Annotated in this window: 19 protein-coding genes and 5 pseudogenes; 9 read left to right on the plus strand and 15 right to left on the minus strand. The window is 70.6% G+C overall.

Features of this window, described 5'->3' with window-relative positions; genetic code table 11:
• Positions 1 to 142: 142 nt before the first annotated feature.
• The 5 genes from Van01_RS27410 to Van01_RS27430 are packed head-to-tail and all read right to left on the minus strand — an operon-like array spanning position 143 to position 3,398.
• Complete coding sequence (locus Van01_RS27410; protein ID WP_204013531.1) at positions 143 to 697, minus strand: GAF domain-containing protein; 555 nt, start codon at positions 695 to 697, stop codon at positions 143 to 145.
• Positions 694 to 1,299 carry a GTP-binding protein gene (locus Van01_RS27415; RefSeq protein ID WP_204013535.1) on the minus strand — a complete coding sequence of 202 codons (606 nt, stop codon included), beginning with the start codon at positions 1,297 to 1,299 and terminating at the stop codon, positions 694 to 696. Before Van01_RS27415 ends, Van01_RS27410 begins: the two co-directional genes overlap by 4 nt.
• Complete coding sequence (locus Van01_RS27420) at positions 1,274 to 1,651, minus strand: DUF742 domain-containing protein (protein WP_091330042.1); 378 nt, start codon at positions 1,649 to 1,651, stop codon at positions 1,274 to 1,276. Before Van01_RS27420 ends, Van01_RS27415 begins: the two co-directional genes overlap by 26 nt.
• Entirely contained in the window at positions 1,648 to 2,070 is a 423-nt protein-coding gene (locus tag Van01_RS27425; RefSeq protein ID WP_204013538.1) for a roadblock/LC7 domain-containing protein, read from the minus strand. Before Van01_RS27425 ends, Van01_RS27420 begins: the two co-directional genes overlap by 4 nt.
• Positions 2,071 to 2,108: 38 nt before the next feature.
• Positions 2,109 to 3,398, minus strand: a complete 1,290-nt coding sequence (locus Van01_RS27430) for a sensor histidine kinase (RefSeq protein ID WP_239099343.1) — start codon at positions 3,396 to 3,398, stop codon at positions 2,109 to 2,111.
• A gap of 278 nt (positions 3,399 to 3,676) precedes the next feature.
• Here Van01_RS27430 and Van01_RS27435 point away from each other — a divergent pair, with 278 nt between their 5' ends.
• Together Van01_RS27435 and Van01_RS27440 are read left to right on the plus strand one after the other, a co-directional pair.
• Positions 3,677 to 4,789, plus strand: coding sequence for an AAA family ATPase (locus Van01_RS27435; protein WP_204013541.1), 1,113 nt, complete (start codon positions 3,677 to 3,679; stop codon positions 4,787 to 4,789).
• The gene (locus Van01_RS27440) at positions 4,786 to 5,373 is read left to right on the plus strand and encodes a hypothetical protein (protein ID WP_204013544.1); all 588 of its coding nucleotides are present in this window, start codon (positions 4,786 to 4,788) and stop codon (positions 5,371 to 5,373) included. Before Van01_RS27435 ends, Van01_RS27440 begins: the two co-directional genes overlap by 4 nt.
• 31 nt (positions 5,374 to 5,404) lie before the next feature.
• On the opposite strand, the gene Van01_RS27445 is transcribed toward Van01_RS27440, so the two are convergent.
• Positions 5,405 to 6,430 (minus strand): hypothetical protein, encoded by a 1,026-nt coding sequence (locus Van01_RS27445; protein WP_204013547.1) that lies wholly within the window; start codon positions 6,428 to 6,430, stop codon positions 5,405 to 5,407.
• A gap of 376 nt (positions 6,431 to 6,806) precedes the next feature.
• On the opposite strand from Van01_RS27445, the pseudogene Van01_RS27450 reads away from it, so the two are divergent.
• The 3 genes and pseudogenes from Van01_RS27450 to Van01_RS27460 all read left to right on the plus strand — a co-directional run bounded on the left by Van01_RS27450 (position 6,807) and on the right by Van01_RS27460 (position 8,917).
• Positions 6,807 to 7,628 (plus strand): annotated as a pseudogene (locus Van01_RS27450) (transposase family protein).
• A 45-nt stretch (positions 7,629 to 7,673) separates the two neighbouring features.
• Positions 7,674 to 8,720 (plus strand): type I restriction-modification system subunit M/S, encoded by a 1,047-nt coding sequence (locus tag Van01_RS27455; protein WP_275410408.1) that lies wholly within the window; start codon positions 7,674 to 7,676, stop codon positions 8,718 to 8,720.
• Entirely contained in the window at positions 8,717 to 8,917 is a 201-nt protein-coding gene (locus Van01_RS27460) for a hypothetical protein (RefSeq protein ID WP_204013627.1), read from the plus strand. The genes Van01_RS27455 and Van01_RS27460 overlap by 4 nt, the downstream gene beginning before the upstream one ends.
• Before the next feature lie 254 nt (positions 8,918 to 9,171).
• Here the strand turns inward: Van01_RS27460 and Van01_RS33285 are convergent.
• From Van01_RS33285 to Van01_RS33845, 6 genes and pseudogenes are all read right to left on the minus strand, one after another.
• Positions 9,172 to 9,642, minus strand: a pseudogene (locus Van01_RS33285) (recombinase family protein); the annotation flags it as partial.
• 1,242 nt (positions 9,643 to 10,884) lie between these two features.
• Complete coding sequence (locus Van01_RS27470; RefSeq protein WP_204013555.1) at positions 10,885 to 11,748, minus strand: alpha/beta hydrolase; 864 nt, start codon at positions 11,746 to 11,748, stop codon at positions 10,885 to 10,887.
• Positions 11,738 to 13,126 (minus strand): phenylacetate--CoA ligase family protein, encoded by a 1,389-nt coding sequence (locus Van01_RS27475; protein ID WP_204013558.1) that lies wholly within the window; start codon positions 13,124 to 13,126, stop codon positions 11,738 to 11,740. The genes Van01_RS27470 and Van01_RS27475 overlap by 11 nt, the downstream gene beginning before the upstream one ends.
• Positions 13,123 to 14,577 (minus strand): cytochrome P450, encoded by a 1,455-nt coding sequence (locus tag Van01_RS27480; protein WP_204013561.1) that lies wholly within the window; start codon positions 14,575 to 14,577, stop codon positions 13,123 to 13,125. The genes Van01_RS27475 and Van01_RS27480 overlap by 4 nt, the downstream gene beginning before the upstream one ends.
• A gap of 59 nt (positions 14,578 to 14,636) precedes the next feature.
• Entirely contained in the window at positions 14,637 to 14,933 is a 297-nt protein-coding gene (locus Van01_RS27485; protein ID WP_204013564.1) for a hypothetical protein, read from the minus strand.
• Between the two features lie 109 nt (positions 14,934 to 15,042).
• Positions 15,043 to 15,381, minus strand: a pseudogene (locus Van01_RS33845) (hypothetical protein); the annotation flags it as partial.
• Between Van01_RS33845 and Van01_RS27490 the strand changes: the two are divergent.
• Complete coding sequence (locus Van01_RS27490) at positions 15,380 to 16,879, plus strand: FAD-binding oxidoreductase (protein WP_204013567.1); 1,500 nt, start codon at positions 15,380 to 15,382, stop codon at positions 16,877 to 16,879. The pseudogene Van01_RS33845 and the gene Van01_RS27490 sit on opposite strands and share 2 nt — an antisense overlap.
• Positions 16,880 to 16,897: 18 nt before the next feature.
• Here Van01_RS27490 and Van01_RS27495 read toward each other — a convergent pair whose 3' ends face one another.
• Positions 16,898 to 19,675 (minus strand): AfsR/SARP family transcriptional regulator, encoded by a 2,778-nt coding sequence (locus Van01_RS27495; protein WP_204013570.1) that lies wholly within the window; start codon positions 19,673 to 19,675, stop codon positions 16,898 to 16,900.
• A gap of 199 nt (positions 19,676 to 19,874) precedes the next feature.
• On the opposite strand from Van01_RS27495, the gene Van01_RS27500 reads away from it, so the two are divergent.
• Positions 19,875 to 21,212 carry an amidohydrolase family protein gene (locus Van01_RS27500; RefSeq protein WP_204013573.1) on the plus strand — a complete coding sequence of 446 codons (1,338 nt, stop codon included), beginning with the start codon at positions 19,875 to 19,877 and terminating at the stop codon, positions 21,210 to 21,212.
• A 10-nt stretch (positions 21,213 to 21,222) separates the two neighbouring features.
• On the opposite strand, the pseudogene Van01_RS33850 reads toward Van01_RS27500, so the two are convergent.
• Together Van01_RS33850 and Van01_RS27510 are read right to left on the minus strand one after the other, a co-directional pair.
• Positions 21,223 to 21,842, minus strand: a pseudogene (locus Van01_RS33850) (LysR substrate-binding domain-containing protein).
• Positions 21,749 to 22,081, minus strand: a pseudogene (locus tag Van01_RS27510) (LysR family transcriptional regulator); the annotation flags it as partial. The pseudogenes Van01_RS33850 and Van01_RS27510, both read right to left, overlap by 94 nt.
• Positions 22,082 to 22,239: 158 nt before the next feature.
• Between Van01_RS27510 and Van01_RS27515 the strand changes: the two are divergent.
• Positions 22,240 to 23,457, plus strand: coding sequence for an MFS transporter (locus Van01_RS27515; RefSeq protein ID WP_239099345.1), 1,218 nt, complete (start codon positions 22,240 to 22,242; stop codon positions 23,455 to 23,457).
• A gap of 26 nt (positions 23,458 to 23,483) precedes the next feature.
• Positions 23,484 to 24,893: an FAD-binding oxidoreductase gene (locus Van01_RS27520; protein ID WP_204013579.1), complete on the plus strand. Its 1,410-nt coding sequence runs from the start codon at positions 23,484 to 23,486 to the stop codon at positions 24,891 to 24,893.
• Positions 24,894 to 24,898 lie beyond the last annotated feature (5 nt).

Raw genomic sequence — 24,898 nt, forward strand, 5'->3', positions numbered from 1 at the left:
CGGCGGGGTACGCCGCAGGCAGAAGGCCCGTGGTGGGGGTGCTGTCACAAGCAGTTCCGAACGGGTGTGCCGCCGGTCGGGGCGGCACGACGAGGTGGGGATGTCCCGTGGGGTCGGTGGCGTGTTCGGGCTGGTGTCCCGGCTATCGGGGGTGGTGGTCGCGCTGGTTGATGCGGGTGGACAGGTCAGCGGCCCAGGCTTTGATGGTGGTGAGCCCTTCTTGGCCCCAGGTGCGGGGTTCGGTGCCGACGACGCAAATCGTGCCGAGGGTGGTGCCGGTGTGGTCGATCAGTGGAGCGCCCATGTAGGTGCGGATGCCGAGCTGGTCGACGACCGGGTTGCCGGCGAATCGGGGGTAAGCGCAGACGTCGTCGAGGACCAGGGCGCGGCGGCGGTGCACCACGTGGGGGCAGAAGCCCTGCTCTCGTGACATGCGGCGGCCCGGTTCGACTGGGGTGGGCGCCGACAGTCCCGGCGGGGTGCTACGGCCGGTGTAGAGGCCAGCGAAGAACTGGCCGTGCTCGTCGAGGAAGTTCACCATCGCCCAGGGCATGTCGGTGATGTCGGCGAGGTTGCGGGCAAAGTCGTCGAAGTCGCGTTCCGGTCGGCCGAGACCGAGCGCGCGAAGGCGCTGGAGTCGTTGTGGGGCCTGCGAGTCGGGCGGGGTAAGGGGTGGAGGTTCGAAGCTGTCGGTCATGTCGGGTTGCCTGCCTGTATCGGGTGGGTCCGGGCGGGGTGGGTGAGCAGGGTCTGCACGAGCGTCAACAGCACGACGGTCGCGGACCGTTGGTGGCGGGCGTCGCAGGTCACGATTGGCACCTCGGGGCGCAGCCCTAGGGCCTGGCGTACCTCGTGCGGTTCATAGCGGTGGGCGCCGTCGAACTCGTTCACAGCGACCAGAAATCGCATCCGGCGGGACTCGAAGAAGTCCACGGCGGCGAAGCAGTCCGGCAGGCGGCGGGTGTCGACCAGGACCACCGCGCCGAGCGCGCCGTGGCACAGTTTGTCCCACAGAAACCAGAACCGGTCCTGCCCGGGTGTGCCGAACAGGTACAGCACGGTGGCGGGGGCGATGGTGATGCGACCGAAGTCCAACGCCACCGTGGTGGTCGTCTTCGCCTCCACCCCGGCGAGGTCATCGACGCCGGTGCCGGCGGCGGTGAGCAGTTCCTCGGTACGCAGCGGCGTGATCTCGCTCGTGGCGGTGATGAAGGTGGTCTTACCGACCCCGAACCCGCCCGCGATGAGGATCTTGAGGGCGTGCGGGAGGTGGTCAGAGTCGCTGTTGTAGGCCGGCAAGGAGTCTCTCCAGGATCGTTCGGTCGGTGGGGTCGGCGGCGGGGCTGGGTGGGCGGGTGCGGACCGCGCCGACCGCCACCAGGTCCGACAACACCACCTTCGTGACCGCCGCCGGCAGCCTCATCCGGGCTGCGACCTCGGCGACTGTGGTCGCCGCGCCGCACAGCCTCAGCGCCACGTCGTGGTCTGGCTCCAACCGGCCCCTGGGCCGTACGCCGGTGGCCACCACCCACGACAGCAACTCCATCGCCGTGGTGGGTCGGGTCCGCCCCGCGCTGACCGTGTACGGGCGCACCAGACGTCCAGCCGCCTCGTCGAGCCACGCCTCCTGATGCGCGCCGCCGGCCGTCATCGCAGGGCGGGGGACGGCAGTACGGTGCCCCGGGCGGGTGTCGCCAGGTACGGCCGCACGCTCTTGACCATCTGGGACATCTCGTAGCCGAGTACGCTGACATCGGCCTGTCTGCCTGCCAGCACCGCCAGGACCGCGCCATCGCCCGCGGCGGTAACGAACAGCAGCGTCTCGTCGAGTTCGGCCACCACCTGCCGTACGCCGGAGCCCGCGTCGAACCGGTCCGCGGCGCTGCGGGTCAGCGAGAACAGGCCGGAGGCGATCGCCGCCAGATGGTCCGCGCTGTCGTCGGCCATCCCGTGGGCCGCGCGAGGCAGCCCGTCGGAGGACAGCAGCAACGCGCTGCGGGTATGCGGCACCCGTTCCACCAGGCCGGACAGCAGCCAGGCCAGTTCCGATCCGGACGCACTACCAGTCATCGCACACACTCCTCTTCTCGACATCACACGGTCAGTGGTCATGAACCCGGCCGCCCGCTGTGCTGCTCGGCGTCGGCGGAAGCGGCGCCGCGCAGGAAGTCCGCCATCAGCGTCGGGCTGTGCTCACCGGACGGCTGGTTCACCGCTGCCGAACGGTGCTCCCGCAGCGGTGCCGCCAGATGCGCCTGCCGCTCGCGGCGAGGCAGCGCCGGGCGTGTCCCGCTCGCCTCCTGCATGTGCCCGGCAGTCGTGGCGTCGTGTCTCGCCGGCAAGCCGCCTCGGGGCGCCCCCTGCGCCTGCCCCGCACTCGGCGGCGAAGGGTGCAGTGCGCTGGCCGGGATAACCGCGACACCGACCGTGGGTGATGAGATACCTGCCGGTCCCCCGCGCGACGAGGAGCGACCTGCGTCCGCGGCGGCCGGCTGGTCGGCCGTCCGATCCCCGAGCAGGTCCACCGGCAGGATGACCACCGCCTGCACCCCGCCGTAGACGTTGTTCTGCACCCTGACGGCGATGCCATGCCGGCGGGCCAGCGCCGAGACCACCCAGATCCCGATACGGCCGTCACGCAGCAGATCCGCGACCTCCACCCGGCCCGGGTCCGCCAGCAACGCGTTCACCCGATCCTGCTCCGCATGAGCCATCCCCAGGCCCCGGTCGTCGACCTCGACGGCCACCCCGGCCGCCACACGTCGTGCGCGCACCGTCACCTCCGTTTGCGGAGGCGCGAACGCGGTCGCGTTCTCGATCAACTCGGCCAGCAGATGCACCACGTCAGCGCCGGCGTGCCCGCGTACGGTGCCCTCCACCGGAGGCACCACCCGCACTCGCGCGTAGTGCTCCACCTCGGCGATCGCCGAACGCAGTACCTCCATCAGCGGCAGCGGCCTGCTCCACTGCCGCCGTGGTACGGCCCCGCCCACCACCGCGAGGTTCTCGGCATAGCGGCGGATACGGGTCGCCAGATGGTCCACCTGAAACAGGCCCTTGAGCAGATCAGGATCCTCGACCTGCCCTTCCAGCACGTCCAGCAGCTGGATCTCCCGATGCACCAGACCCTGCAACCGGCGCGCAAGGCCGACATACACTTCCTGCTGCGCCACCACCACCGGCAGACCCGCAGCAGGCGCGACGGCCACCACGTTGGGGGCAATGGACCGGGCCATCCCACCAGCGCGCACCGCAGCGCCCGCGACGATCACGACGCAGGCACCGGCCGCGACCATCAGCACCAGCCAAGCCATGACCGGAACGGGCCCTGCCGGCAGCGTCACCGCCCAGAACGCGACGCCCAGACCGATAACCGCCACCACCACGGCTGGTGCCACGAATGACCACAGCAACCCACCCTGCGGGCCTGTATCGGACTGCCCGTTGGTACTGCCGAGCCAGACTCGCAACCCTGCCTCCCCTGGTAGGTGGTGAAAGCAGCTGCTCGCACCACCGGCTGCGACCGAGATCCTCCGGAGTAGCGGGCCGTCCGCCGTACCGGTGGGTTCTGCCGTCGCAGCGATCGATGTCGGGTTTCAGTTATCGTCGGATCGCGTTGTGTCGAACACTGCCGACGCGAAGATTCGACACAGGACCGTCCACGCGAAGGTGGATCATGAGCGACGCGCAGCGAATGCGGGATGCGAAGAAGACCCTGGGTCGCCAGCTGGCCACGTGGCGCACCCTGCGAGGGCTTCGACAGCACGACCTCGCCGACGCGATTCCGATGTCCCGCAGCACCATCGCCGGTGTCGAAGCCGGCGCCCAGGTGGTGGACGAGACGTTCTGGAGCCGCTGCGACTCCCTCTTGCACGCGGACGGGGAGTTGCTCGCCACCTACCGGCAGTACCGCGAGCTGGAGCGGCGGTATCAGCAGGAAAGAGCGGAGGCGGCCCGCCGGAAACGGTGGGGCGCGGTAACGGCTGTCGCTCGCACCGGCGACATACGGCACCACGAAACCGCCGTGGCCGCCCCGGGCGTAGAAGCCGACGAGCAGGCGGCCGGCCCGTCGCCGGTCAGCGTCATGCAGAAGGTGCTGGAGAGCGCCGTCACCGGCGCCGGCGACAGCGACCCAGCAGGTGTCGACCTCAGCCTGCTGGAACAACGGGTGTTGGACGCCCACGACGCCCGGTGGCGGCGGGGACCTCGGGAGGCTCCGCTGCTGGTCGTCGTCGGCGGCTACGCGGGCAGCGGGAAGACGCAGCTGGGCGAGTTGCTCGCGGCCCTGACCGGGTGGCCATTACTCGACAAGGACACGCTGACCCGGCCGATGACGGAGGAACTATTGCGTGCCCTCGGCGGGGATCCGAACGACCGGCACAGCGACGCCTATCTGGCGGCTGTCCGGCCGATCGAGTACCGATGCCTCCTCAACGCCGCTTTCGACCAGCTGAGGCACGGCACCTCCACGATCGTCACCGCCCCGTTGCTGCGGGAGGCACCGGACCCACGATGGCTGGACAGGATGAGAAGCCGGTTCACCGCATCGCAGATCAGGGTCGCCACCATCTGGGTCGACGCGGACATCGAGTCGATGTACCGGCGTCTGGCCAGCCGCGACGCGGCGCGCGACAGCTGGAAGCTGAACCACTGGAACGCCTACAGCGGCGCGGTCGACCTGGCCCTGCGGCCGGCGTGGAACCACCTCGTCATCGATAACGGGACAGGTGCCGTGCGGCCGATCGAGGAACAGGCGGCACTGGTCGGCCGGATAATCTCACCGGCGTGAACCCTCCGGCGATAATCCTCTACGGTCCGCCCGCCTCCGGTAAGGACACCATCAGCGAGGCCCTGACCGGCCTCGATCACCGGTACGTGCTGTTCGAAAAGCTCAAGATCGCCACTGAGTACGGCGATCGTCCTGGGTACCGGCTCGCGACCGAGAAGGAGCTGGCCGAGATGCGAGCCCGCGACCTGGTCGTCTACGAGAATGCCCGGTACAACAACCGGTACGTCGTTGACCGGCCCGGCCTCGCCGCCGCCTTCGCCACCGGCGACGTTCCCGTCGTGCACATGGGCCAGGTCGCCGGGGTACGCGCGCTGCGGGCGTACCCCGCGACCTGGCTGCGGGTGCTGCTGTGGTGCCCGCGGGACGTCACCGCGCGACGCGCCCGCCACCGCGGTAGCCCCGACGTCGACGCCCGGCTGACCGCCTGGGACGAAACCCTCACCGACCTACAGGCCAGCGATCCCGACGACTTCGATCTGCGTATTCAGACCGACCAGCACGAGCCGGCGGAGTCCGCCAGCCTCATCGACGCGGCCCTGACCGCCGCCCTCGCCCGAACCAGCGCGCCGGGCGCCGATCGCTGACCACGCCCAGTTATCGGTCATCAACGAGATGCTATGCCTTGTTGATGCGCAGCACCTGCGGCTTCCCGTCATCGACGGACAAGATGGCGTCGTACCTTCCGCTGGCTGGTTGGGATGTTGCTCCGAAAAACAGTTGGCTGTACGACGCCGTCACCGAGTAATTGCCGTCGACGTGGATAAGCCCCGTTGACGACTCGAAGCGTGGCTTGGCGTTGATGGAGGGGTCGCCATTGAGCTTCCAACTGATCTTGCCTGACCCGGCGCCAGAATTGATGTCAGGACATTCTGGAGGCAGCTTGGACTTCTTTGTCTTTACACATCTCTCAAAGGCGGTCTTCACCAGGGACAGAGCGAGCTCATCAGGGACTTGCGGATTGCGCTTCTCGATAGCCGGCCTGGGCGTATCGTCGTAGTTTCTCAGTTCTGCTAGCTTTGCTTTCCCTGCGGTCCACTCGACTCGGGCCCAGAACTCGATGACCCTCAACTTGAGGTCAGGGCCGGATGCAGTCTCGTAGGACGCCGTCAGGACAGCAGTGCCGAGCACGTGGAAGCGGCCTTCCTCGCCGTTGTAGTGGATGACGGCACCGTCGCCGGGTACCCCGTGGATCCGCCATGTCACGTTGGTGGCCTCGCCGGTCCACCAGTCCCCGACCCGCTGGGGGCAATTCTGGGGTTGCAACACCGGGGCCTTCGCGCAGTTTTGCAGTCCACCAAGTGCCGCCGCGAGGACAGCGGCGTCATTCGATCCTACCGGTCGCGTGCCATTCTCGACGGGGAACGATGACTTGGGTTCGGGCGGGTCGGGAATAATGTTGCAGAGGACGATCAGGACAACGACGGCTGCGCCGGCGATCCACATCCAGAAAGAGGGGTGAGACACTGAGGACGACCCCTCCCCCGCGACACCCTCCTCGCCATCATCTTCATCAGGATTCGGCGGCGGGTTAACAATGTTTCCGTCGCCGTTGATAATAGTCGAGTGATAGGCTGATCCGAAACTCCGATTGCCTTTTACGGTGTTCTTGCCCGCCCGCCTAGCGGCACCGTCATCGGCCATCTATCTTACCCTCTCCAAGACGATTCCGATTGCCGTACACGACCTGGCTGTTGGTCGCGGATCCGAATGACTGGTCGCCCTTGACTCTATTGACATCCGGGTAACTGCTGACGGCTGAGCGACTCGACGACGCTGGTCTCATCGGACGGACCCAGGTAAGCCAAGTCACCACCAGGGCGACCGCCGCGACAACAAGGCCAGCGATGGCGACCCAGTGAACCCTTCCGCGCAACGTCTTGAGTGCGGAGCGTGATGTCCGGGATGAGTACACACGTACGGGAATCGCCGGGATGAGTTGGCGTGAGAGATAGGAGCGCGGAACTCCGTTACGAAGTGTTCCTCTCACAGACCACTGCCACCGGAGTTCCGCGCCGCTATGAGTATCACCTACACCGCGACCCTCGGCGTCCGCGAGGAGACCGTGCTGTTCCTGTCCAGCCTGCTGCACGCCGAACGGCAACGACGCGGCACCCGCACCGGGGCCCGCGCGTTGAGCTGCTTCAAGCAGGCGGTACTGGTGTTGCGGTGGCTGCTCGACGGCACCCGGATGACCCAGCTGACCCGGGACAACGCGATCAGCCGCAGCACCGGCTACGACTACCTCCACGAGGGCGTCGCCGTGCTGGCCGCCCAGGCCCCGGGGCTGCACGGCGCGCTGCTGGCGGCGAAAGCCGCCGGCTACGACTACGTCCTGCTCGACGGGACACTGATCGAGACCGACCGGATCGCCACGCCCGGACCCACCGCCGGAGTGGACCTGTGGTGGTCGAAGAAACACGCCAACCACGGCGGGAACATCCAGGTCCTGACCGCCCCGGACGGCTGGCCGTTGTAGACCTCCCCGGTGCGCCCAGGCCGGGAACACGACACCACCTGCCTGCGCACCCACCCCGGCCTACTCGACGCCCTCGCCGTCATCCGCGACGACATACGCACCCTGGCCGACCTGGGCTACGAAGGCGAAGCCGACACCATCGTCGTCGCCTTCAAGAAACCCAGGAACAAGAAACTCGGCGGCATCCAGCAGCAGTTCAACCGGGCCCACAACCGACTCCGCGCGGTCGGTGAACGCGGCAACAGCCTGCTCAAGACCACGTTCAAAGCGCTGCGCAACATCAGCCTCTGCCCGTGGAAGATCGGTGACATCGTCGCCGCGGCCCTGGTCATCCTCCACATCGACCAACAGCGAACCACCTGAAACCAGACACTACACAACGCCACACGACGTTACGCGGAACGGCTCATTGCCCTCCCACCCGGCCTGTACGCCGGCACGTCCATTGCAACCAGCGTCTGGATCGTCCGGCGGGCACCCGGGTCGGACCAGTCGATCCTGTTCGTCGACGCGGTGAACCTTGGTGTGTCAAGCGGTGGCCGCACGCTGCTCGATGAGGGAGGCCAGGCCGACATCCTGAGAGCATGGCGATCCTTCCTTGCCGACCGTGCGGCCGGTCGGCCACACCCGGGCATCGAGGGTCTAAGTGCCGCCGTCACCAAGGCCGTCATCCGGCCGGAGTCCTACTCGCTCAACCCGGCGGAGTACCTACCAGGCCCGATAGGGCTCCGTGCCCCCGACGCCGACGCCGACGCCGACGCCGACGCCGCCCGCGCCGGCCTGGGCGCGACTTACTCGCGGGCCTTCCACTGCCGCAGGGCGGCCGAGGATGCAGCGGTCGGTGCTTCCCAGCCGCTCGGCGGGCAGATCGTCCGTCTTGGCGACGTCTGCGACGTCAAGGCGGGCTATTCATACTCGCGGCTGCGAGCTGAAGAGCGATCCGACGAGCAGGGAGTCCCCATCGTTCTGCCGCGGCACCTGCGTGACGGGAGAATCGTGGCGGACAAACCGCCGCGAGCCCCGCGAGCGACCGCTAAGGCATTGGAGGACTACTGGCTACGCACCGACGATGTGCTCTGCGTGCGGACCGGGGCACTTACGGCACCCGCCATCGTGCGGCCGACCGAGTCGGATTGGCTCCTGAGCACAAACTTGCTGCGTCTGCGAGTCTCAGACCCCGACGTCCTCAACCCCTACTACCTGTACGCATATCTGCGCTCCGCAGCGGGCACGGATGGGATGAAGGCGTTCGTACGGGCTACCGTGACCGCGTACGTGACCGCAGCGGACGTCGCGGCGATGAAGATCCCGTTGCCGCCGCAGGCTCGGCAGCAGTCGCTGGTCGCAGCGCTACGCGCACTTGACGATGAGGTCGTGGCGACGCGCGACCTGGCCGCCCGGGTCGCCGAGTCCCGCGATGTGGTAGTCCGCCGGCTGTTTGGCGGTGCCCGATGACCAGACGCAACCTCTCCCGCGAACACCGGTCTGTCGCGGTCGCCGTAGTGATTTCGGGCTGTGTCGGGGTCGTCGCAGCCGTGCTGTTCCAACACAGCGGAGCTGAACCCTCCACGGCGGTGATCGCGGGCGGCGCGGCCTTCGGCGCGACCATGACACTCGTCTTGGAAGTCCTCAAATACCTCCGCGGCCTATGAGCTGTCCGATGATCTCGCAGTCCAAGGCCGGGGGCGCATCCGGTAGCCTTGGCGTGGTTTCGCGCCGTATGTGATGTTGCTTTTTCTGCGCCGGTGGTCGCAGACCGGGGGCCAGGCGGAGTGGGTCGGGCGCTGGTATTGCCGTGTCGACATCGGTAGCCGGCACGGTCGTGGACCCACCACCGATGGATCTCATGGTGTCGATCGAAGGCTCCCTTGTCAGGGAGGGCATCACGGTCGGTGCGTTGACCGTTCCATACCTGCCGGCCGGTGTAGCGGGGGTTGGCCAGCATTGCCGCGACAGTGGTGAGCAGCCATTGGCGACCGCTGCGGTGGGGGTTACGCGCTGGGTCGGCCCCGGGCGGGCACGGGACGCCGTTGCCGTTGAGGGCGCGAGCGATGCTGGCCACGCTCCGGCCGGCGAGCCGCTGCTCGAAGATCCACCGGACGTGGGGTGCGGTGGCAGGGTCGGGTTTCAAGCGGTGCAGGCGTCGTCCCAAGGCGGCGTGGGCGCGGTTCGGATGAGGGCCGGCGTCGGCGAGCCGGTAGCCGTAGGGTGGCCGGCCGCCGAGGTGTCGGCCCTGCAACTCTGCCTGAGCGCGTATGGCCGCGGTCGTGCGATGCCGGGCCCGGGACACCTCCCGCTGGGAGTGCACGCCGAGCAGGTCCAGCAACGCCATCTGCCGGGGGTTGTCGAAGTCCACCGGCCCATATGTTTCCGGCATCCACAACTGCACGCCGTGCCTGAGCAAGGTGGGAGTCAAACTGTTCAAGCTGCTGGCCGTGGAAGGCGCGCTCGTACTCCCCGACGACGATCGCGTCGAAACGGCGTGCCGCGTCCGTCACCGCGGCGAGCAGCCGTGCCGCCTGCGGCCGGTCCGGCCAGGGCGCCCGGCGGGAGACGCCCTCGTCGAAGAACTCACCACGATCCGGCCATGACTGGCGACCAGGTCGCCAGCGTAGTCGCGTTGCCACCGGTACGACGACGCCCGATCCTGGAAGTCGACGGTGGACATCTGTCCATAGAACGCGAACCGCAGCCCATCCACAGGCGGGATGAACCGTTGTGGCCGTAGCTTCCGCTGCCCGGCCACCCCAGGACGAAAGAATGCTCCGTCCCGGTTCTGCCGCCGCCCTCGTCGCCGTAGGACCTCCACGATCGGCACACCTACCCGTCATGGTTCCCACGTCCAGAATAGAAAGAAGGCTCGATTCACGCAGCTCTGTTGCCATTCAGGTGGTATCGGCAGCTCCCGGCCAGCCGGCTGGTGGACAGCCATCGAGGTGAAGCTTGACGGCCAGCCGGCTGGATGAGGGGTGCGCCGGGCACGTAGCGTGACAACGTAGCCGAGCCGTCGGTACGTTGCGTGAAGATGATCCTGCTGATGGTGCTCATACGTCGGGTACGCATCGACTTGGCCGATTGTCAGCGGCCTTCCTGGCGACGGTCTGAGCGGGCTGGCTGATCTGCTGCACCGGGCGCGGGAGCATGCGGCGCAGGCCTGTCTGGCCGCGTTGGAACCAGCCGAGGTGGAGCTGTTCGCAGTCATCGCGGTCGCGTTGGCGATCCACCAGGCTGCGCTCGAGCTGTGAGGCTCGCGCTGGGCCCCGGTGGGAAGCCGGGGCCCAGCGGGCGGTCAGGCTTTGCGGGCGCCGCGGCGGAATCGTTGGCAGCGGTCCGGTCCGCACAGGGCGCAATCGGACCCGCGCCGGTAGTGGTCGTGCAACTGGCGGGGGTGGCCGCACCGGCAGGACGGAACGGCAGCGGACCGGACGATCGACGGGGCTCTCACCGGCACCTGCCGACTGCGACGCGCGGCACGGCCGATCCGGTCGTCCGGACGGCTTGCGCCGACGCCAGGAAAGCATGAAGCTGCCGGTCAGCAGGGCCGCCACCTGAACGGTGAGGCGGAATTCTCTTGAACTCTTCACATCTGCCATTGCCCTGCACCGGTGTCGGCGTCCGGTCAACTCGCGGTGGACGCGCTCGCATCATAGAGTGCGAGGTAGCGGCGGTGCAGTTCGTCGGCGTGGGTGCCGATGGCCGAGGGCGAGACGATGTCGTGGCCCAGCCCCGCCGTGGCGGGGATGAGGTGGTGGCCGAACGACGCGCCGGCGGCCCCGGCGATCGCGGCCGGCAACGAGATCGCGGTGTCGCGGTCGACGACCTCGTCGGCCGCCGAGATGGCCACGGCCACCCGGGCAAGCACGCCGCCGCCGGAGGCGAGCCGGATGCTCGAGCTGATCCGCAAATACTGCGCCAGTGCGGTGTACGAATAGCCGCGGTCGTTGATGCGGTCGGGCACCAGCCTCGAACCGTAGAGCATCCGCAGCGCGACCGCGGCGACCGGCGAGGCCATCCGCCGGTGTGGCCGGAAGAACGGAGCGAGGGCCAGCAGCCGCCGCACCGGCGCTGTGCGCTGGGTCGTCAGCCAGGTGCCCAGGGCCGCGCCGGCCGAGATCCCCACGACGCCGGCCTCGGCTCCCAGACCCGCGGCGACGGCCCACGCGTCGGTGGCGTACGCGCGGAGGCCGACCCCGGCGATGCCAGAGTGGGCGGCCGGTGTCGTGAGACCGTGCAGCGGCGCGCGTGGCACGAAGACGTTGTAGCCGTGGTCGAAGAAGTGCTGGGCCAGACCGGACAGCTGGGCCGGGCTATGGGTGTAGCCGTGCAGCATGAGGACGGCTCGGGGCCGGCTCTCGCGGTGCGACCACAGCCGGGTGCCCGCCCTGGGGCGCACCGAAGGATCGCGGGCGTCGGCCTCGACCGCTTGCCGCGCACGGGCTTCGGCGGTGGCGAAGGCGGGCGGCACCCCTCGGTCAACGGTCACCGCGTAGACCCTCCATGGTGTAGCGGTGCTTGACGCCGACCGGGAAGTACTCGGGATCGCCGGCCGGGCGCAGCTGGACCCGGGGTGTGCGGCTGTGCTCCGGCACGTAGTGCGCGAACTCGCTGTTGAGCCGAAGCAGTTCGGCGCGGATCGATTCGGCGGCCAGCCGTTCGCGGGCGGGCGTGGCCTGCGCCCCGGCGGCCAGTTCGACCACGACCAGCAGGTGCCGGTCCCGGTCGGCGTCCTCGACGGTACGCAGCACGAACCGCCCGGTCGTCCAGTCGCTGACCTCCGGCCGTTCCAGCCCGACCGCGACGTTCTCGGGATAGACGTTGGCACCGAAGAACGAGACCGTGAACAGGGACCGCCCGAAGACGTAGATGAAGGGCAGCCGCGGCCCGTCGCCCGGTTCGAAGCCGTGGTCGCGGCACCACGTGACGAGCTCGTCGTACGGCAGCACGCCACCCTCGTCGGCGATGTGATAGCGGATCAGCGGCGCGAGGCCGTCGGCGCTGAAGGTCAGCGTGCCGTCCGGCCCGGCCTCGAAGGGGCGGTCCGCCGGGTCGTACTGCACCAGAGTCGGCAGCCGGGAGTCGCCCAGCAGCGACGACGCCAGATCCGGGTGCTGCGCCAGGAAACGCCGGATCCGTACGCTCAGCGGCGTCTCGTTGCCGAGCACCCCGGCATCGGCCGTGCCGTAGAGCGACGCGACGCCGGTGACCGGATCGGCGGTGCCGGCCCGAGCCGCCACCAGGTCGCGCCACTGCTCGCTGAACACCTCGCCCGCCAGCACCAGCTTGATGTCGTAGGTGGGCCAGTCGAACCCGTGGGCCCGGCCCGCGTCGATGACGTTCTTGACGAACGGGGGATAGCCCAGCAGCACCGTCTGGTCGAACCAGGCGCCGAGTTCGCCGACGACCCGCAGGATCTCGTCGACGTTGTTGCCGGGTGCGGCCAAGGTCATCGGGAAGCCGTCGGCCGCGAGCCGGCGGCAGGCGGCGACGGTGTACAGGCCGCCGACCCAATTGCCGAGCGGGAAGCAGACCACTGCCAACGTACTGCGTTCCGCGGCCCGGAACGAGTCCCGGAAGACCTGTTCGAAGCGCGCGGTGACGATCTGCTCGTCCCCGGCCGACCGCGGCCAGACCGTCGGCGTGCCGGTCGACCCCGAGGAGAGCGCGACGGTGACCGCATCGGACAGCCGTCCGTGGTGGCACCGGTCGGGCAGCGGGTAGCGCTGGTGATAGTTCACCTTGGTCATGAGCGGGATCGCTGACGACTCGGTCACCGTGGCCGGGTCCACCCCCTGCGCCCGCAGGAAGTCCGCGTAGGCCGGGACGGACCGGGCCGCCCGGTGGAACAGCTCGAGGATCGTCATCGGGCCGGGCTCCCCTCCGGGTGTTCGGCCGCGGCTGCCGGCCGCGGCTGCTGGGCGCGCAGGTAGAGACCGGTCGGGAACACGCTAAACGCGCTGCGTTCCCCGACCGGTCCGTCCCACGTGTCGGGCTGAAGGTCGAACGCTCGGCACAGCATCGAGGTGACCAGGGTCGCCTCGACCAGCGCGAGGTTGCGGCCGGGACAGAACCTCGGCCCGCCGCCGAACGGCAGGAAGGGCGCCGTCGGGTTGTCGGCCGGCGGGCCGCCGTCCAGCCACCGATCCGGCCGGAACTCGTCGGAATCCGGGAAGCGGGCGGTGTCGTGCCGCGCGCCCCGGGTGAGCAGCACGAAGACGATCGTCCCGGCGTCGAGTCCCAGCGCCGCGGCCTGGCCCGGCAGGACCACGTCGTGGCAGGCCTGCATCGCGAGGTAGGGAGCGACCGGCCGCAGCCGCACGGCCTCCTTGACCGCGGCGTCGGCGTAGACCAGCTTCCGGAGGGTGGCCGGGTCATCGGCCACCGGACGGTCGCCCAGCACGGCCTGGGCCTCGTGCCGGACCCGCCGGAGCCGGGCCGGGTCGTGGGCCAGGTAGTGCAGGGTCCAGGCGATCGTGGCCGAGGTGGTGTCCTCGCCGGCCAGCAGCATGGTCAGGACGTTACCGGTCAGCTCGCCCGTGGTCAGCTCGGGCTCGCCCTCGCCCGGGACGAACAGCGCCTCGAGGAAGTTTGCCGGTGGCGCGCCCTCGGCGAACCGCTGCCGGGCTGCCGCGAACTGCGCGTCGACGAGCGTGCCGAGCTCGCGCAGCGTCGCCTCAAGCCGGCGCCGGCGTGCGCTGGGCAGTAGGCGCCAGTAGGGGACCGGCGCGTACAGGCGCCGGCCGATCTCCGGGAAGAGCTCGGGGAGCCGGGCCGCCAGACCGTCCTCGCCCCGGTTCTCGACCGCGTTGAGGTCGTGGCCGGCCGCCAGCCCGACGGTGACGTCCAGGGTGTAGCGCATCATCTCGTCGAGCACGTCGATGCGCTCGTTCGTGGCCGCGGCCGCGGTCCAGCGCCGGTGGAGCCGGTCGGCGGTCCGGGTCAGGGTGGCGAAATAGGCCTTGAGGTGGGCGGCGTCGAGGCTGCGGGCGGCGATCCGCCGGAGCCGGTGCCATTCGGCCCCCTCGGCGGTGAATACGCCGTGGATGCCCATCTCCCGCAGCACCCCGGAGACGCGGGGGCTGCGCCGGAAGGCGCCCGGGCGCTGCCGCAGGATCGCGTCCACTAGCAGCGGGTCCGCGGTCACGACGGCCGGCGCCGGCAACCGCAGGCGGTAGGTCGGGCCGTATCGGTCCGACCAGCACGTCAGGACTTTCCCCGGTCCTCCGCCCAGGGCCAGATCGAGGCGGTTGCCCAGCAGCGGTAGTCCGCGCGGGCCGGGCAGATCACGGTAGGTCAAGGTGTCCGACGTCAGCACGGCTCCAGCTCATCGGGCACCTGTCGACAGGTGATCAACGGCGGGTGAACGCCGCGCGGTCAGTCCCGCGCCGGTTCCACGCCGGCGTACGAGCGCAACCGCCCGAATGTGTGCTGGGCGATCGCCGACCGCCAGCCCGGTGACCACCTCGGGCCGGCCGCTGTCCGAGACGACGGTCGGGAGAACTGTTCGCTGATCAACACGTCCGGCCCCGCAGGTTCAGGCGGAGGATGCCGGCCCGCGGTGTACGGCGGGTAGAGCCCGGCGCTCTGCCAGAGGACATTGCCCATGCCGTACGCGGCGTAGGCGTTCCCCGCTCGTCGGGCGCCCCGCAGGACGTGGGCGTGCGCGCCCACGATCCCGTCCGCTGCGGCCGGGCGAGCTCCTGGACGAAGTCGACCTGACGCCGGGCGTCGCCGGCTCGGGCATCATGAGCGGCAGCGGGCCGGCGCCGGTGTCACGCCCGACGACCCACCGGCCGTCGACCGTGATGCGGATCGGCGTCAGCTCGTACCGCTCACGCTCGAGGTGGCGTACCACCCCGGCGGCCGAGTTGAGAAAGCTCATGTGCTCGGTGTTCTGCCCGCCGCGAAGGACCACGACCCCTGTCCGGCTCACCTCGTACCCACTCCATTCTCCGATCGTCGTTGTGCGCGCCGCGGCGAGTGATGCGGAGCCCCGGTGCCGCCCGGAATGCCATTTCCTGGTCACTTCCGGGCCACGGTGGCCTGTTGACGGCCCGGCGACGTGTTGTCGATGCCGGCCCGGTTCGATTGGCCCACAACCGATGGAACGGAGCACCATGACCGAGCAGACTTCGGATGGCGTCGACCGGCGCCGCGTTCTCGGCCTTGGCGCCGCGGTAGGGGCGACGACCGCGCTGGGTGGCCTGGCGACAGCGAGCCCGGCCTCGGCCCGGGGCGCCGGCCGGCCGAGTGGTTTCGCCAGGCCGAAGGGTCTGGACGGCCGCGCGTTACTGCCCGGGGAGCCGGGGTACGCCGATGAGATCGCCCCCTTCAACCTCGCCCAGGTCCCGAGTCCCGGCCTGGTCATCGCAGCCGCCAGCGCCCACGACGTCCGGATCGCGGTGAACCTCGCCGCGCGGCGCCGCGCGCCGATCGCCGTGCTCGCCACGGGTCACCAGCACTCGGTGCCGATCGGCCGGGACGCCGTCGTGGTCACCACCCGAGCGCTTCGCGGTGTCACGGTCGACCCCCGGCGGCGGGTGGCCCGCGCCCAGGCCGGCGCCCTGTCCGGGGACGTGCTCGACGCGACCCTGCCGCTGGGTCTCACCCCGGTGAACGGCTCGACGCCGATCGTCGGCATCGTCGGATACACGCTGGGCGGCGGGCTCAGTCCGACCCTGGGCCGTCGGTACGGCTACGCCGCCGACCACGTCCGCAGCTTCGACCTGGTCACGGCGGATGGACGGCTGCGCCGAGTCACGCCGCACAGCGATCCCGAGCTGTTCTTCGGCGTACGCGGCGGCAAGAGCAACTTCGGGCTGGTCACCGCGATCGAGTTCGACCTCTTCCCGGCCCCGGACTTCTACGGCGGGTCGATCATCTTCGACGGCCAGGACGCGGCCCGCCTCCTGCACGCCTACCGGCGCTGGGTGTGCACAGTGCCGGACGCGATGTCGTCGTCCGTGGCGCTGATGCGGCTGCCCGACGCCGAAGCGGTGCCGCCACCGGTGCGCGGCAAAGCCGTCGCCAGTCTGCGGATCTGCTGGACCGGGCGGCCGGACACGGGTGCGGCGCTGGTCCGGCCGCTGCGCGCGGTGGCGACCCCGCTGCTCGACGCAGTGGCCCAGCAGCCGTACGCGGCCTTCCCCGCCATCCACAACGACCCGGTCGACCCCACGCCGGCCTACGAGCGCACCGGGCTGCTGCGGGACCTGCCGGGCGAGGCGGTCGACGCGCTGATCGCTGTGGCCGGGCCGGAGGCGCCGAACCCGGTCACACTGGTGGAGCTCCGTCACCTCGGCGGCGCGCTCTCCCGGGCACCGCGGCAGCCCAGCGCCGTGGCCCACCGCGATGCCGCCTTCACGCTCTTCACCGCCGGGATCGCGGCGCCTCAGGACGCGGCCGCGGTGCGCCGGGCCCAGGCCGGGATCATCCGCCGGATGTCGCCGTGGAGCACCGGCGGCATGTACCTCAACTTCATGAGCGCCGACGACTCCTCGACCAGGAACGTGGCCGACGCCTACCCAGAGCACGTCTACCGGCGGCTGCGCCGGCTCAAGCGCCGGGTCGACCCGCAGAACCTGTTCCGCCTGAACCACAACATCCCGCCGGTGTGAGACGCCACCCGGTCCGGTTTACCCCAGGGGCCGGACCGGGCCTCCGGCCGGCACGTCCAGCGCCTCCAGCCGGGCCCGCATCTCATCGGCGCGGTTGTGGAAGCTGCCCTCGAAGTAAGGCTGTGCGCGGGCCTTGGTCGCGGCCACTGCCTCGGCGTCACCGAGCCGGGCGTGACATTCGGCGATGTTGACGAGACATTCCAGAACACTCCACGACCTGCTGCCGTGCATCTTGAGGGTTTCCTCGTACTTGCGCACGGCGGCGGCGTCGTCACCGGCCCGACGGTGGAAACGCGCGACGGCCCACGCCGGCGAGTGCTCCCGCCCGCTGCCAGACTCGAGGTGCGCCTGGGCCCCTTTGTTCAGCTCAGCGATGGCGGCCTGCACGTCACCCGTCCGTTGCAGGACGCTGAACGCCGAGGCCTGGTAGGTGTCACCGATCAACTGCCGGGCTTCCTTCCGGGCGTCCTCGGACTGCGTCGCCGTGGTGCCGGCGATGATGTCCTCGCACAGCGCCCGGGCCTCCCCGGCCCAGGCGGCCGCCCGCTCGATCGCCGCGTCGGACGGCCAGTCCGGTAGTTCGAGCAGAGTCACGGTCATCGCGTTCAGCCCGTAGACGACTCGGAGGGGATTGTTCGTCCGGCGGCCGATCGCCGCCGACTGCTCGAAGTGGTGGAGAGCGCGATCCTGGTCGTTGAAGTGGAAATAGATCTTGCCCAGGGTGTTGTGGAGGTAGCCGCACCACCAGAGCGCATCGCAGCGCTCAGCGGAGGCCAACGCGCGCGGCGCGATCTTGAGGATGTAGTCGTGCCACCAGATCTGTTCGAAAACGAAGGCGTTGATGCTCCAGGAGAGCATCCACAGTTTCTCGTCGAGCCCGGCCCGTTCGGCGGCGTCGAAGACCGGCAGCAGATTGGCGTGCTCGTCGCCGAACCAGTTCAGCGCCTCGTCCGCGTCGTGCGGAGACCACGGGATGACGCCCGGAGCCGGCGGTCCGGGATCGCGTCGCAGCCGCACCGGGTCGACCAGACCGGCCCCGGCGACCAACGTGTGCAGAAAGTGGTCGACCACCCGGCGCACAGTCTCGTCGCGCTCGGCGCTGTCGCTGAGCTCGGCGGCATAGGCCCGCACGAGGTCGTGCAGGGCGTACCGGCCCGGCTTGACCTCGGTCAGCAACTGGGCGTCAACCAGCTCGGTGAGCAGGGTCAGCGTCCGCGTCCGGTCGTGGCCGGCGATACCGGCGGCCGTCGTGGCCGACATGTCGGGGCCGGGATGCACGCCGAGCCGCCGGAACAGCTCGGCCGCCTGCGGGCCGAGCCGTTGATACGACCAGGAGAAGACGGTCCGCACGTCCCGCCCGGGCATGATCCCGGCGAACGCGTCCAGCCCGTCGCGCCGGCGCAGTTCGGCCGCCAGCGACGCCAGCGTGAACGAGGGAATCCGCTGGGCCCACGCGGCGCAGATCGACATCGCCAGCGGCAGCCGGCCGCACAGCGCGATCACCTCAGCCGCGGCCCCGGGTTCGGCGTCGACCCGGTGGCCGAGTCGGGAGCGCAGGAACCGGAACGCGTCGGTCTCGCTGAACACGCTCAGGCCCATCGACCGGGCCCCTTCGACCGTCAGGGCGCCCAGGAAGCTGCGGCTGGTCACCACGACGGTGCAGCCGGGGCCGCCGGGCAGCAGCGGGCGTACCTGGTCGTCGTCGTGGGCGTTGTCCAGCACTATCAGCGCGCGGCGATCGGCCAGCAGACTGCGGTAGAGGGCGGCCAGCCCGTCCCGGGTCGAGGGTTGCTCGGCTCGCGGCACCCCCAGCGTCGCCAGCAGCAGGTGCAGCGCCTCAGTCGGATCCATCGGCGTGCCGTGCGGCGCGAACCCCCGCAGGTCCAGATAGAACCGGCCGTCCGGGAAGTCGCCCGCACGGTGGTGGGCCCACCGCAGCGCCAGGCTGGTCTTGCCGGCCCCTCCCATCCCGGTCACCACGACCACCGGCAGCGGCCCGGACACCAGGGCGTCGAGCCGCTCGAATTCCGCCTCGCGCCCACTGAGACCCCGCGAAACGACCGGTAACGTCGCCGGGCCGGGCAGGGGCGGCCGGACCGGTTCGGCGAGCGGCTTCCCGGCGGCGGCCAGCACGCTGCGGTGGGCCTCCTGCAGCAGCGAGCCGGGCTCGATGCCGAGTTCGCCGACCAGCTCCTGGCGTATCGCACGGAAACAGCGCAGCGCCTCGGCCCGCTGCCCCTGAACGGCCAGCACCCGGATCAGCCGGGACTGAACCCCCTCATCGAAACGATGCCACGTGGCCGCGCGCTGCAGCACGGGGGCCAGCTCCGAACTCCGTCCGGTCGACAGCGCCAGGTCGGCTGCCTCGCACAGCGCCACCGCGTGCTCGCGGCTCATCCCGACGAACAACGGGTGCTCGCGGGTGGCCGGGGCGAGGTCGGCGGCAACCGGGCCGGCCCACAGCGCGAGGGCCTCGACGAACGCGGTGACGGCGGCGCGGTCGTCGCCCCGGCCACGCTCCTCGCGGGCCCGGGCGACCAGCCCGCGCCAGGTCAGCACGTCGACCTCGGGCTCGGCCGCGGTCAGCTGGTAGCCGCCGGGCACGCGGCGGATCGCCCCGTTTCCCGACAGCACCCGGCGCAGCCGGCTCACGTACTGCTGCACGGTCGCCGCCGCCGAGGGTGGAGGCGACTGGCCCCACAGCATGTCGCACAGCATCGACGTGCTCACCGGCTCACCCGCGCACGCCGCCAGCACAGCGAAGACCGAACGCTGCTGCGGCGAGCCCAGCTTCACCTCCACACGGCCGTGACCGGCTCGTACGGGTCCCAGAACCCGAAACCACATAGAGGTTGACAGTAGGCGATCGATTCCGGGCCGGTGATCGCGAAAAGAGATGACCACGAGCGGAAACCACGCTCGGTAACGGCGGACGGAAGAGGCACGCTCGGTGTGGCGCTCGTAAGCCACCCACCGTTCGAACGAAAGGACCATCATGTCCCGCACCATCCTCCGCGGCGGTCATGTCCTGTCGATGGATCCCGCGATCGGGGACCACCCCGGCGGCGACGTCGTCATCACCGACGGCGTGATCGTGCACGCCGGGCCCTCGGTCGAGGCGGGCGACGCCGAGGTGGTCGACGCCACCGGCATGGTCGTCATGCCGGGCCTGGTCGACACCCACCGGCACACCTGGCAGGGCGGCTTCGCCCAGCTCGCGGCCGACTGGACCCTCAACGAGTACTTCGCCGGGTTGATCGGCCGCCTCTCGCCGCTGTTCACCCCGACCGACGTCCGTGACGGCACCCACTTCGGCGCGCTCGAGGCGCTCGACAGCGGCGTGACGACGCTGTTCGACTGGGCTCACATCATGAACACCCCCGAGCACGCCGACGCGTCGATCGAGGCGCTGCGGGCCGCGGGTCTGCGGGCGGTCTTCGGGCACAGCATTCCCACCTCCGACCCGTCCTGGTACTTCGCCAGCGAGCGCCGGCACCCGCAGGACGTCCGCCGCCTGGCCGCGCAGCACTTCAACTCGGCCGACCAACTGCTCACCCTGGCGCTGGCCGTGCGGGGACCCGAGATGGCCACCATCGACACCACGGCCGACGACCTGGCTCTGGCCCGCGACCTGGCCGTCCGCGCGTCGATGCACGTCGGCGTCGGCCTGTTGGGCGGCCAGCGCGCGATCACCCAGCTACACGACCGCGGTCTGCTCGGTCCCGACCTCATCTTCCTGCACGCCAACACGTCGACCGATGACGAGTTGAAGCTGGTTGCCGCCAGCGGTGGGCACGCCTCGGTGTCGGCCAGGGTGGAGATGATGATGGGGCACGGGTTTCCGGCCACCGGGCGCCTGCTCGCGGCCGGCATCCGCCCCGCGCTCTCGGTCGACGTGGTCGCCGGGGTCCCGAGCAACCTGTTCGACGAGATGCGCGCCGTGCTGGAGGCCGAGCGGCTACGGCAGTATGACCTGCTGCTGGCCCGCGGCGAGCAGCCCGCTTCGGTGCCGTTGACCACCCGAGAGGCCGTCGAGTTCGCCACCATCGAGGGCGCGCGGACCCTCGGCCTGGACGACCGGATCGGCTCGCTGACCCCTGGCAAGCGGGCCGACGTGATCCTGGTCGACACCGCCCGCTCGCCGTTGCGGCTCAGCGGCGACGTCACCGCGGCCGTCACCTTTGCCGAGGCCCGGGACGTCGACACCGTCATCGTGGACGGCGAGTTCCGCAAGCGCGACGGTGTCCTGGTCGGGGTGGACGCGCCGGCGGCGCGCGCCCGGGTCGAGGCGTCCCGCGACCGGCTGCTGGCGGCGGCGGTCACGGCGGGCTGACCCGGCCCGGTCAGCCCGGCCGGCCGACGGCCCGCAGAATGCTGGTGAGCAGCGCGGCGGTGGCCGCCGTGGGCTGCCGGTCGCTGGGCAGCGCGACAGCGACCGGCAGGTCGAGGTCGGCGTTCTCGACATCGAAGACGGAGACGCCGTCCTCCGCGTTGCCGGCCCGGGGCAGCAGGGTGACGCCCAAGCCGTTGCGCACCAGGCCGAGCGCCGTGTCCTGATCGGCCGCCTCGAACGGGATGTTGCGCACGATCCCCACGTCGGCGAAGGCGCGGTCGGTCATCGTGCGGCTGCCCCAGCCGACCGGGAAGTCGATGAAGGTCTCGTCGGCCAGGCCTTCAGGCCCGCGGTCGAGGCGTCGGCCAGCCGGTGACGGCGCGAGCAGACGAAGCACAGCCGGATCGATCCGCGATGGTGCGGGCTGCCCCCGGCCGGCGCCTGCCTCGTGCAGACCAGCGCCAGATCGAGGTCGTCGGCCGCCACCGCGGCCAGGTGGCCGGTCGACCCGCTCGGTGCCGTGCGCAGCCGGCAGGTCACCAGCGGATGGGTGACGTGGAATCGGCCCAGGATCGCCAGCAGATCGAGCACCACGAGCCCTTGTGACGCCGGGCGGGCGCCGATCGACACCGTCGAGCCGACCCGGATCGTTCGCGCAGGCCGGTGCGCACCTGGCCCACAGTGTCGCGGGCCCGACGCTCGGCGCTGAGCAGTGCCCGGGCCTCGGGCAGCAGCGCCGTACCGGCGTCGGTGAGCGCGATGCTGTTCGAGGCCCGCGAGAACAGCGGCATGCCGAGCTCGCGCTCGAGCGTCTGGACGGTGGCCGAGACGGCCGACTGGGCGACCCGCCGCCGCGAGCCCCTGGTGAGGCTGCCCTCTCGGCGACGGCCAGGAACTACTCGGGCTGACGAAGTTCCACCCCACCACTATCGCCGATCGCGATCGCGGCCAGCACGAGCTTCGACGGGCGAGGAGCCTTCGCGCCGTCAGGCTGGGAACGAGAACTGTTGTATACGAAGGAGTTCCTGTGTCCAGCACGACCACGACACCCGCCGCCCGGGCGGCCGGTGTCGCCGGCGGCGCCAGCTTCTGGCTCGTCGCCTACGCGTTCTGCGCGATGATGGCCTTCTCGGCCGCGCCCACCCCGCTCTATGTTCTTTATCAGCAGCGTGAAGGATTCGGTCCGTTCACGGTGACCGTGGTGTTCGCCGTCTACGCCGCTGGCGTCGTGGTGAGTGTCTTCACCGCCGGCCACGTCTCGGACTGGCTCGGCCGCCGCCGGGTGTTGCGCTGGGCGCTGGGGACGAACATGCTCGCTGGCGTCGTCTTCCTGCTGCCCGGCCTGACCAGCCTGCTCGCCGCCCGGCTGCTCTCCGGCCTCAGCATCGGACTGCTCACGGCGACCGCCACCGCCTATCTCATGGAGCTGCACCTGGCCGGCCGGCCGACCGCGGACCGCCGCCGGGCCGATCTGGTCGCCACGGCCGCGAACATCGGCGGCATCGGTCTCGGGCCGCTGATCGCGGGGCTGCTGGCCGAGTACGCCCCGCGCCCGCTGTTGGTGCCCTATCTCGTCTTCGAACTGCTGCTCGCCCTGGCCCTGGTCGGCACCTTCGCCATGCGCGAGACGGTCGAGCGCCGCGACGTGCGCTGGCGGCCGCAGCGCGTGGCGGTGCCCGCCGTCGACCGGGGCCGGTATGCAGCCGCCTGTCTGACCGCGTTCGCCTCGTTCGCCATCTTCGGACTGTTCACATCGCTGGCCCCCGGGTTTCTCGTCGGCGTGCTCGGGCAGCGCTCGCACGCGGTGGCCGGCGCGGTGACGTTCTCGGTCTTCGCCGCCGGGGTCGCCGGTCAGCTCTTCATGGCTCGCCTCGGACTGTCCCGCCAACTCGGCACGGGAATCGTGACGCTGATGGCCGGCCTGACCGCGCTGATCGCCGGCATCTGGGCCGCGCAGTTCGCCCTCTTCCTTGCCGGTGGGCTTCTCACCGGTGCCGGTGCGGGCGCGGCGTTCAAGGGCTCCGTGGTGACCGCGGCCTCCCTGGCTACTCCCGAGGCGCGGGGCGAAGCCCTGGCCGGACTGTTCCTGGTGGGCTACGTCGGGCTGGCCGTCCCGGTGCTGGGCCTCGGCCTCGCCGCGCAGCACCTCGACACACGTACCTCCGTCCTCATCTTCGCCGCCGGCCTGGCGCTGCTGCTGGTGGCCGCGGCCCGTCCGCTGTTGCGTACCGCTCGCCCGGCCTGATGTCCCGTCTTCCCGAGGAGAAAACCATGACCACCGAGACCGAAAAGCCCGCCGTCGTCACCCCGGGCGACCTCGCCGCCCTGACCGAACAGGTCGTCGGCCCCGTGCTGGTGCCCGGCGACGAGCGCTACGCCGAGGAGACCGCCACCTGGAACCTGGCCCTGGTTCACCGGCCTCTCGTGGCGGTCGGCGCCACCTGCGTCGCCGACGTGCAGGCGGCCGTGCGATTCGCCCGTGTACGCGACCTCCCGGTGGCTGTCGTGGCCACCGGCCACGGTGCCCTGGTGCCGTCCGACGGCGCTGTGCTGATCAACGTGCGCCGGATGGACGGCATCACCATCGACGCGCAGCAACGGACCGCCACCGTCGGCGCGGCGGTCGAGATGCAGAGCCTCGTCGAGGAGGCCGCCGAGGAAGGGCTGGCCCCGGTGGCCGGCTCCTCGCCGAACGTCGGCGTGGTCGGCTTCACGCTGGGCGGCGGCGTGAGCCCGACGCTTGGACGCGCGTACGGCTACGCGGCCGACCACGTCCGCTCGGCCGAGATCGTCACGCCCGACGGTGAGCTGCGCCGGGTCGACGCACACAACGAGCCCGAGCTGTTCTGGGCCATCCGCGGCGGCAAGGGTAACTTCGGTGTCGTCGTCGCGCTCACCGTCGACTTGTTCCCGGTGACCCGGCTCTACGGTGGCGGTCTGTTCTACGACGGTGAGCACGCGAGTGCTGTCGTGGCCGCCTACCGCGCGCTGACCGCCGCCGCACCCGAGGAGCTGACCGCGTCGCTGGCCTTCCTGCGGCTGCCGCCGCTGCCGTTCGTGCCCGAGCCGCTGCGCGGCCGGTTCACCGTGCACGTCCGCGTCGCCTGGCTCGGCTCGTCCGAGGACGGCGAGTGCTGGATCAGGGACCTCCGCGGGGTGGCGCCCCGGTTGATCGACACGGTGGACGACATGCCGTACACGATGATGGCGGCGATCCACGCCGACCCGGTCGACCCGCTGCCGGTCTACGAGACCTCGGTCGAGTTGTCGGGCTTCCCCTTGGAGGCGGCCGACGCCCTGCTGGCCGCGGCCGGCCCGCAGGTCGACACCCCGGTGTTGATGGTGGAGGTCCGTCATCTCGGCGGGGCGCTGGCCCGTCCGCCGCGGGTGCCCAACGCCGTCGGCCACCGCGGAGCGCCGTTCCAGCTATTCGCCGGCGTCGTGGGGGCGCCAGGCATGAACGAGGCGTTCCGGCCGGCACTGGACGGTCTGGCACAGGCGCTGGCGCCGTGGGCCACGGGCCACACCCAGATCAACTTCCTGACCGGGTACGACGCCACGCCGGAAGCAGTCGCGCGGGCCTACCCGGCCGGAACGCTGGAGCGTCTGACCCGAGCGAAGACGGCCTACGACCCGCGCAACATGTTCCGGGTCAACCACAACATCGCACCGAGCAGCTGACCCGG

It is taken from the genome of Micromonospora andamanensis (assembly GCF_016863495.1).
Classification (GTDB): Bacteria; Actinomycetota; Actinomycetes; order Mycobacteriales; family Micromonosporaceae; genus Micromonospora; species Micromonospora andamanensis.

Excerpts from the sequence above, each read along its gene's own strand:
- Van01_RS27420 (WP_091330042.1), bottom strand. The coding sequence starts at position 1,651 with ATGACGGCCGGCGGCGCGCATCAGGAGGCGTGGCTCGACGAGGCGGCT.
- Van01_RS27520 (WP_204013579.1), top strand. The coding sequence starts at position 23,484 with ATGACCACCGAGACCGAAAAGCCCGCCGTCGTCACCCCGGGCGACCTC.
- Van01_RS27460 (WP_204013627.1), top strand. The coding sequence starts at position 8,717 with ATGACCAGACGCAACCTCTCCCGCGAACACCGGTCTGTCGCGGTCGCC.
- Van01_RS27500 (WP_204013573.1), top strand. The coding sequence starts at position 19,875 with ATGTCCCGCACCATCCTCCGCGGCGGTCATGTCCTGTCGATGGATCCC.
- Van01_RS27410 (WP_204013531.1), bottom strand. The coding sequence starts at position 697 with ATGACCGACAGCTTCGAACCTCCACCCCTTACCCCGCCCGACTCGCAG.
- Van01_RS27475 (WP_204013558.1), bottom strand. The coding sequence starts at position 13,126 with ATGACGATCCTCGAGCTGTTCCACCGGGCGGCCCGGTCCGTCCCGGCC.
- Van01_RS27445 (WP_204013547.1), bottom strand. The coding sequence starts at position 6,430 with ATGGCCGATGACGGTGCCGCTAGGCGGGCGGGCAAGAACACCGTAAAA.
- Van01_RS27425 (WP_204013538.1), bottom strand. The coding sequence starts at position 2,070 with ATGACTGGTAGTGCGTCCGGATCGGAACTGGCCTGGCTGCTGTCCGGC.
- Van01_RS27435 (WP_204013541.1), top strand. The coding sequence starts at position 3,677 with ATGAGCGACGCGCAGCGAATGCGGGATGCGAAGAAGACCCTGGGTCGC.
- Van01_RS27490 (WP_204013567.1), top strand. The coding sequence starts at position 15,380 with ATGACCGAGCAGACTTCGGATGGCGTCGACCGGCGCCGCGTTCTCGGC.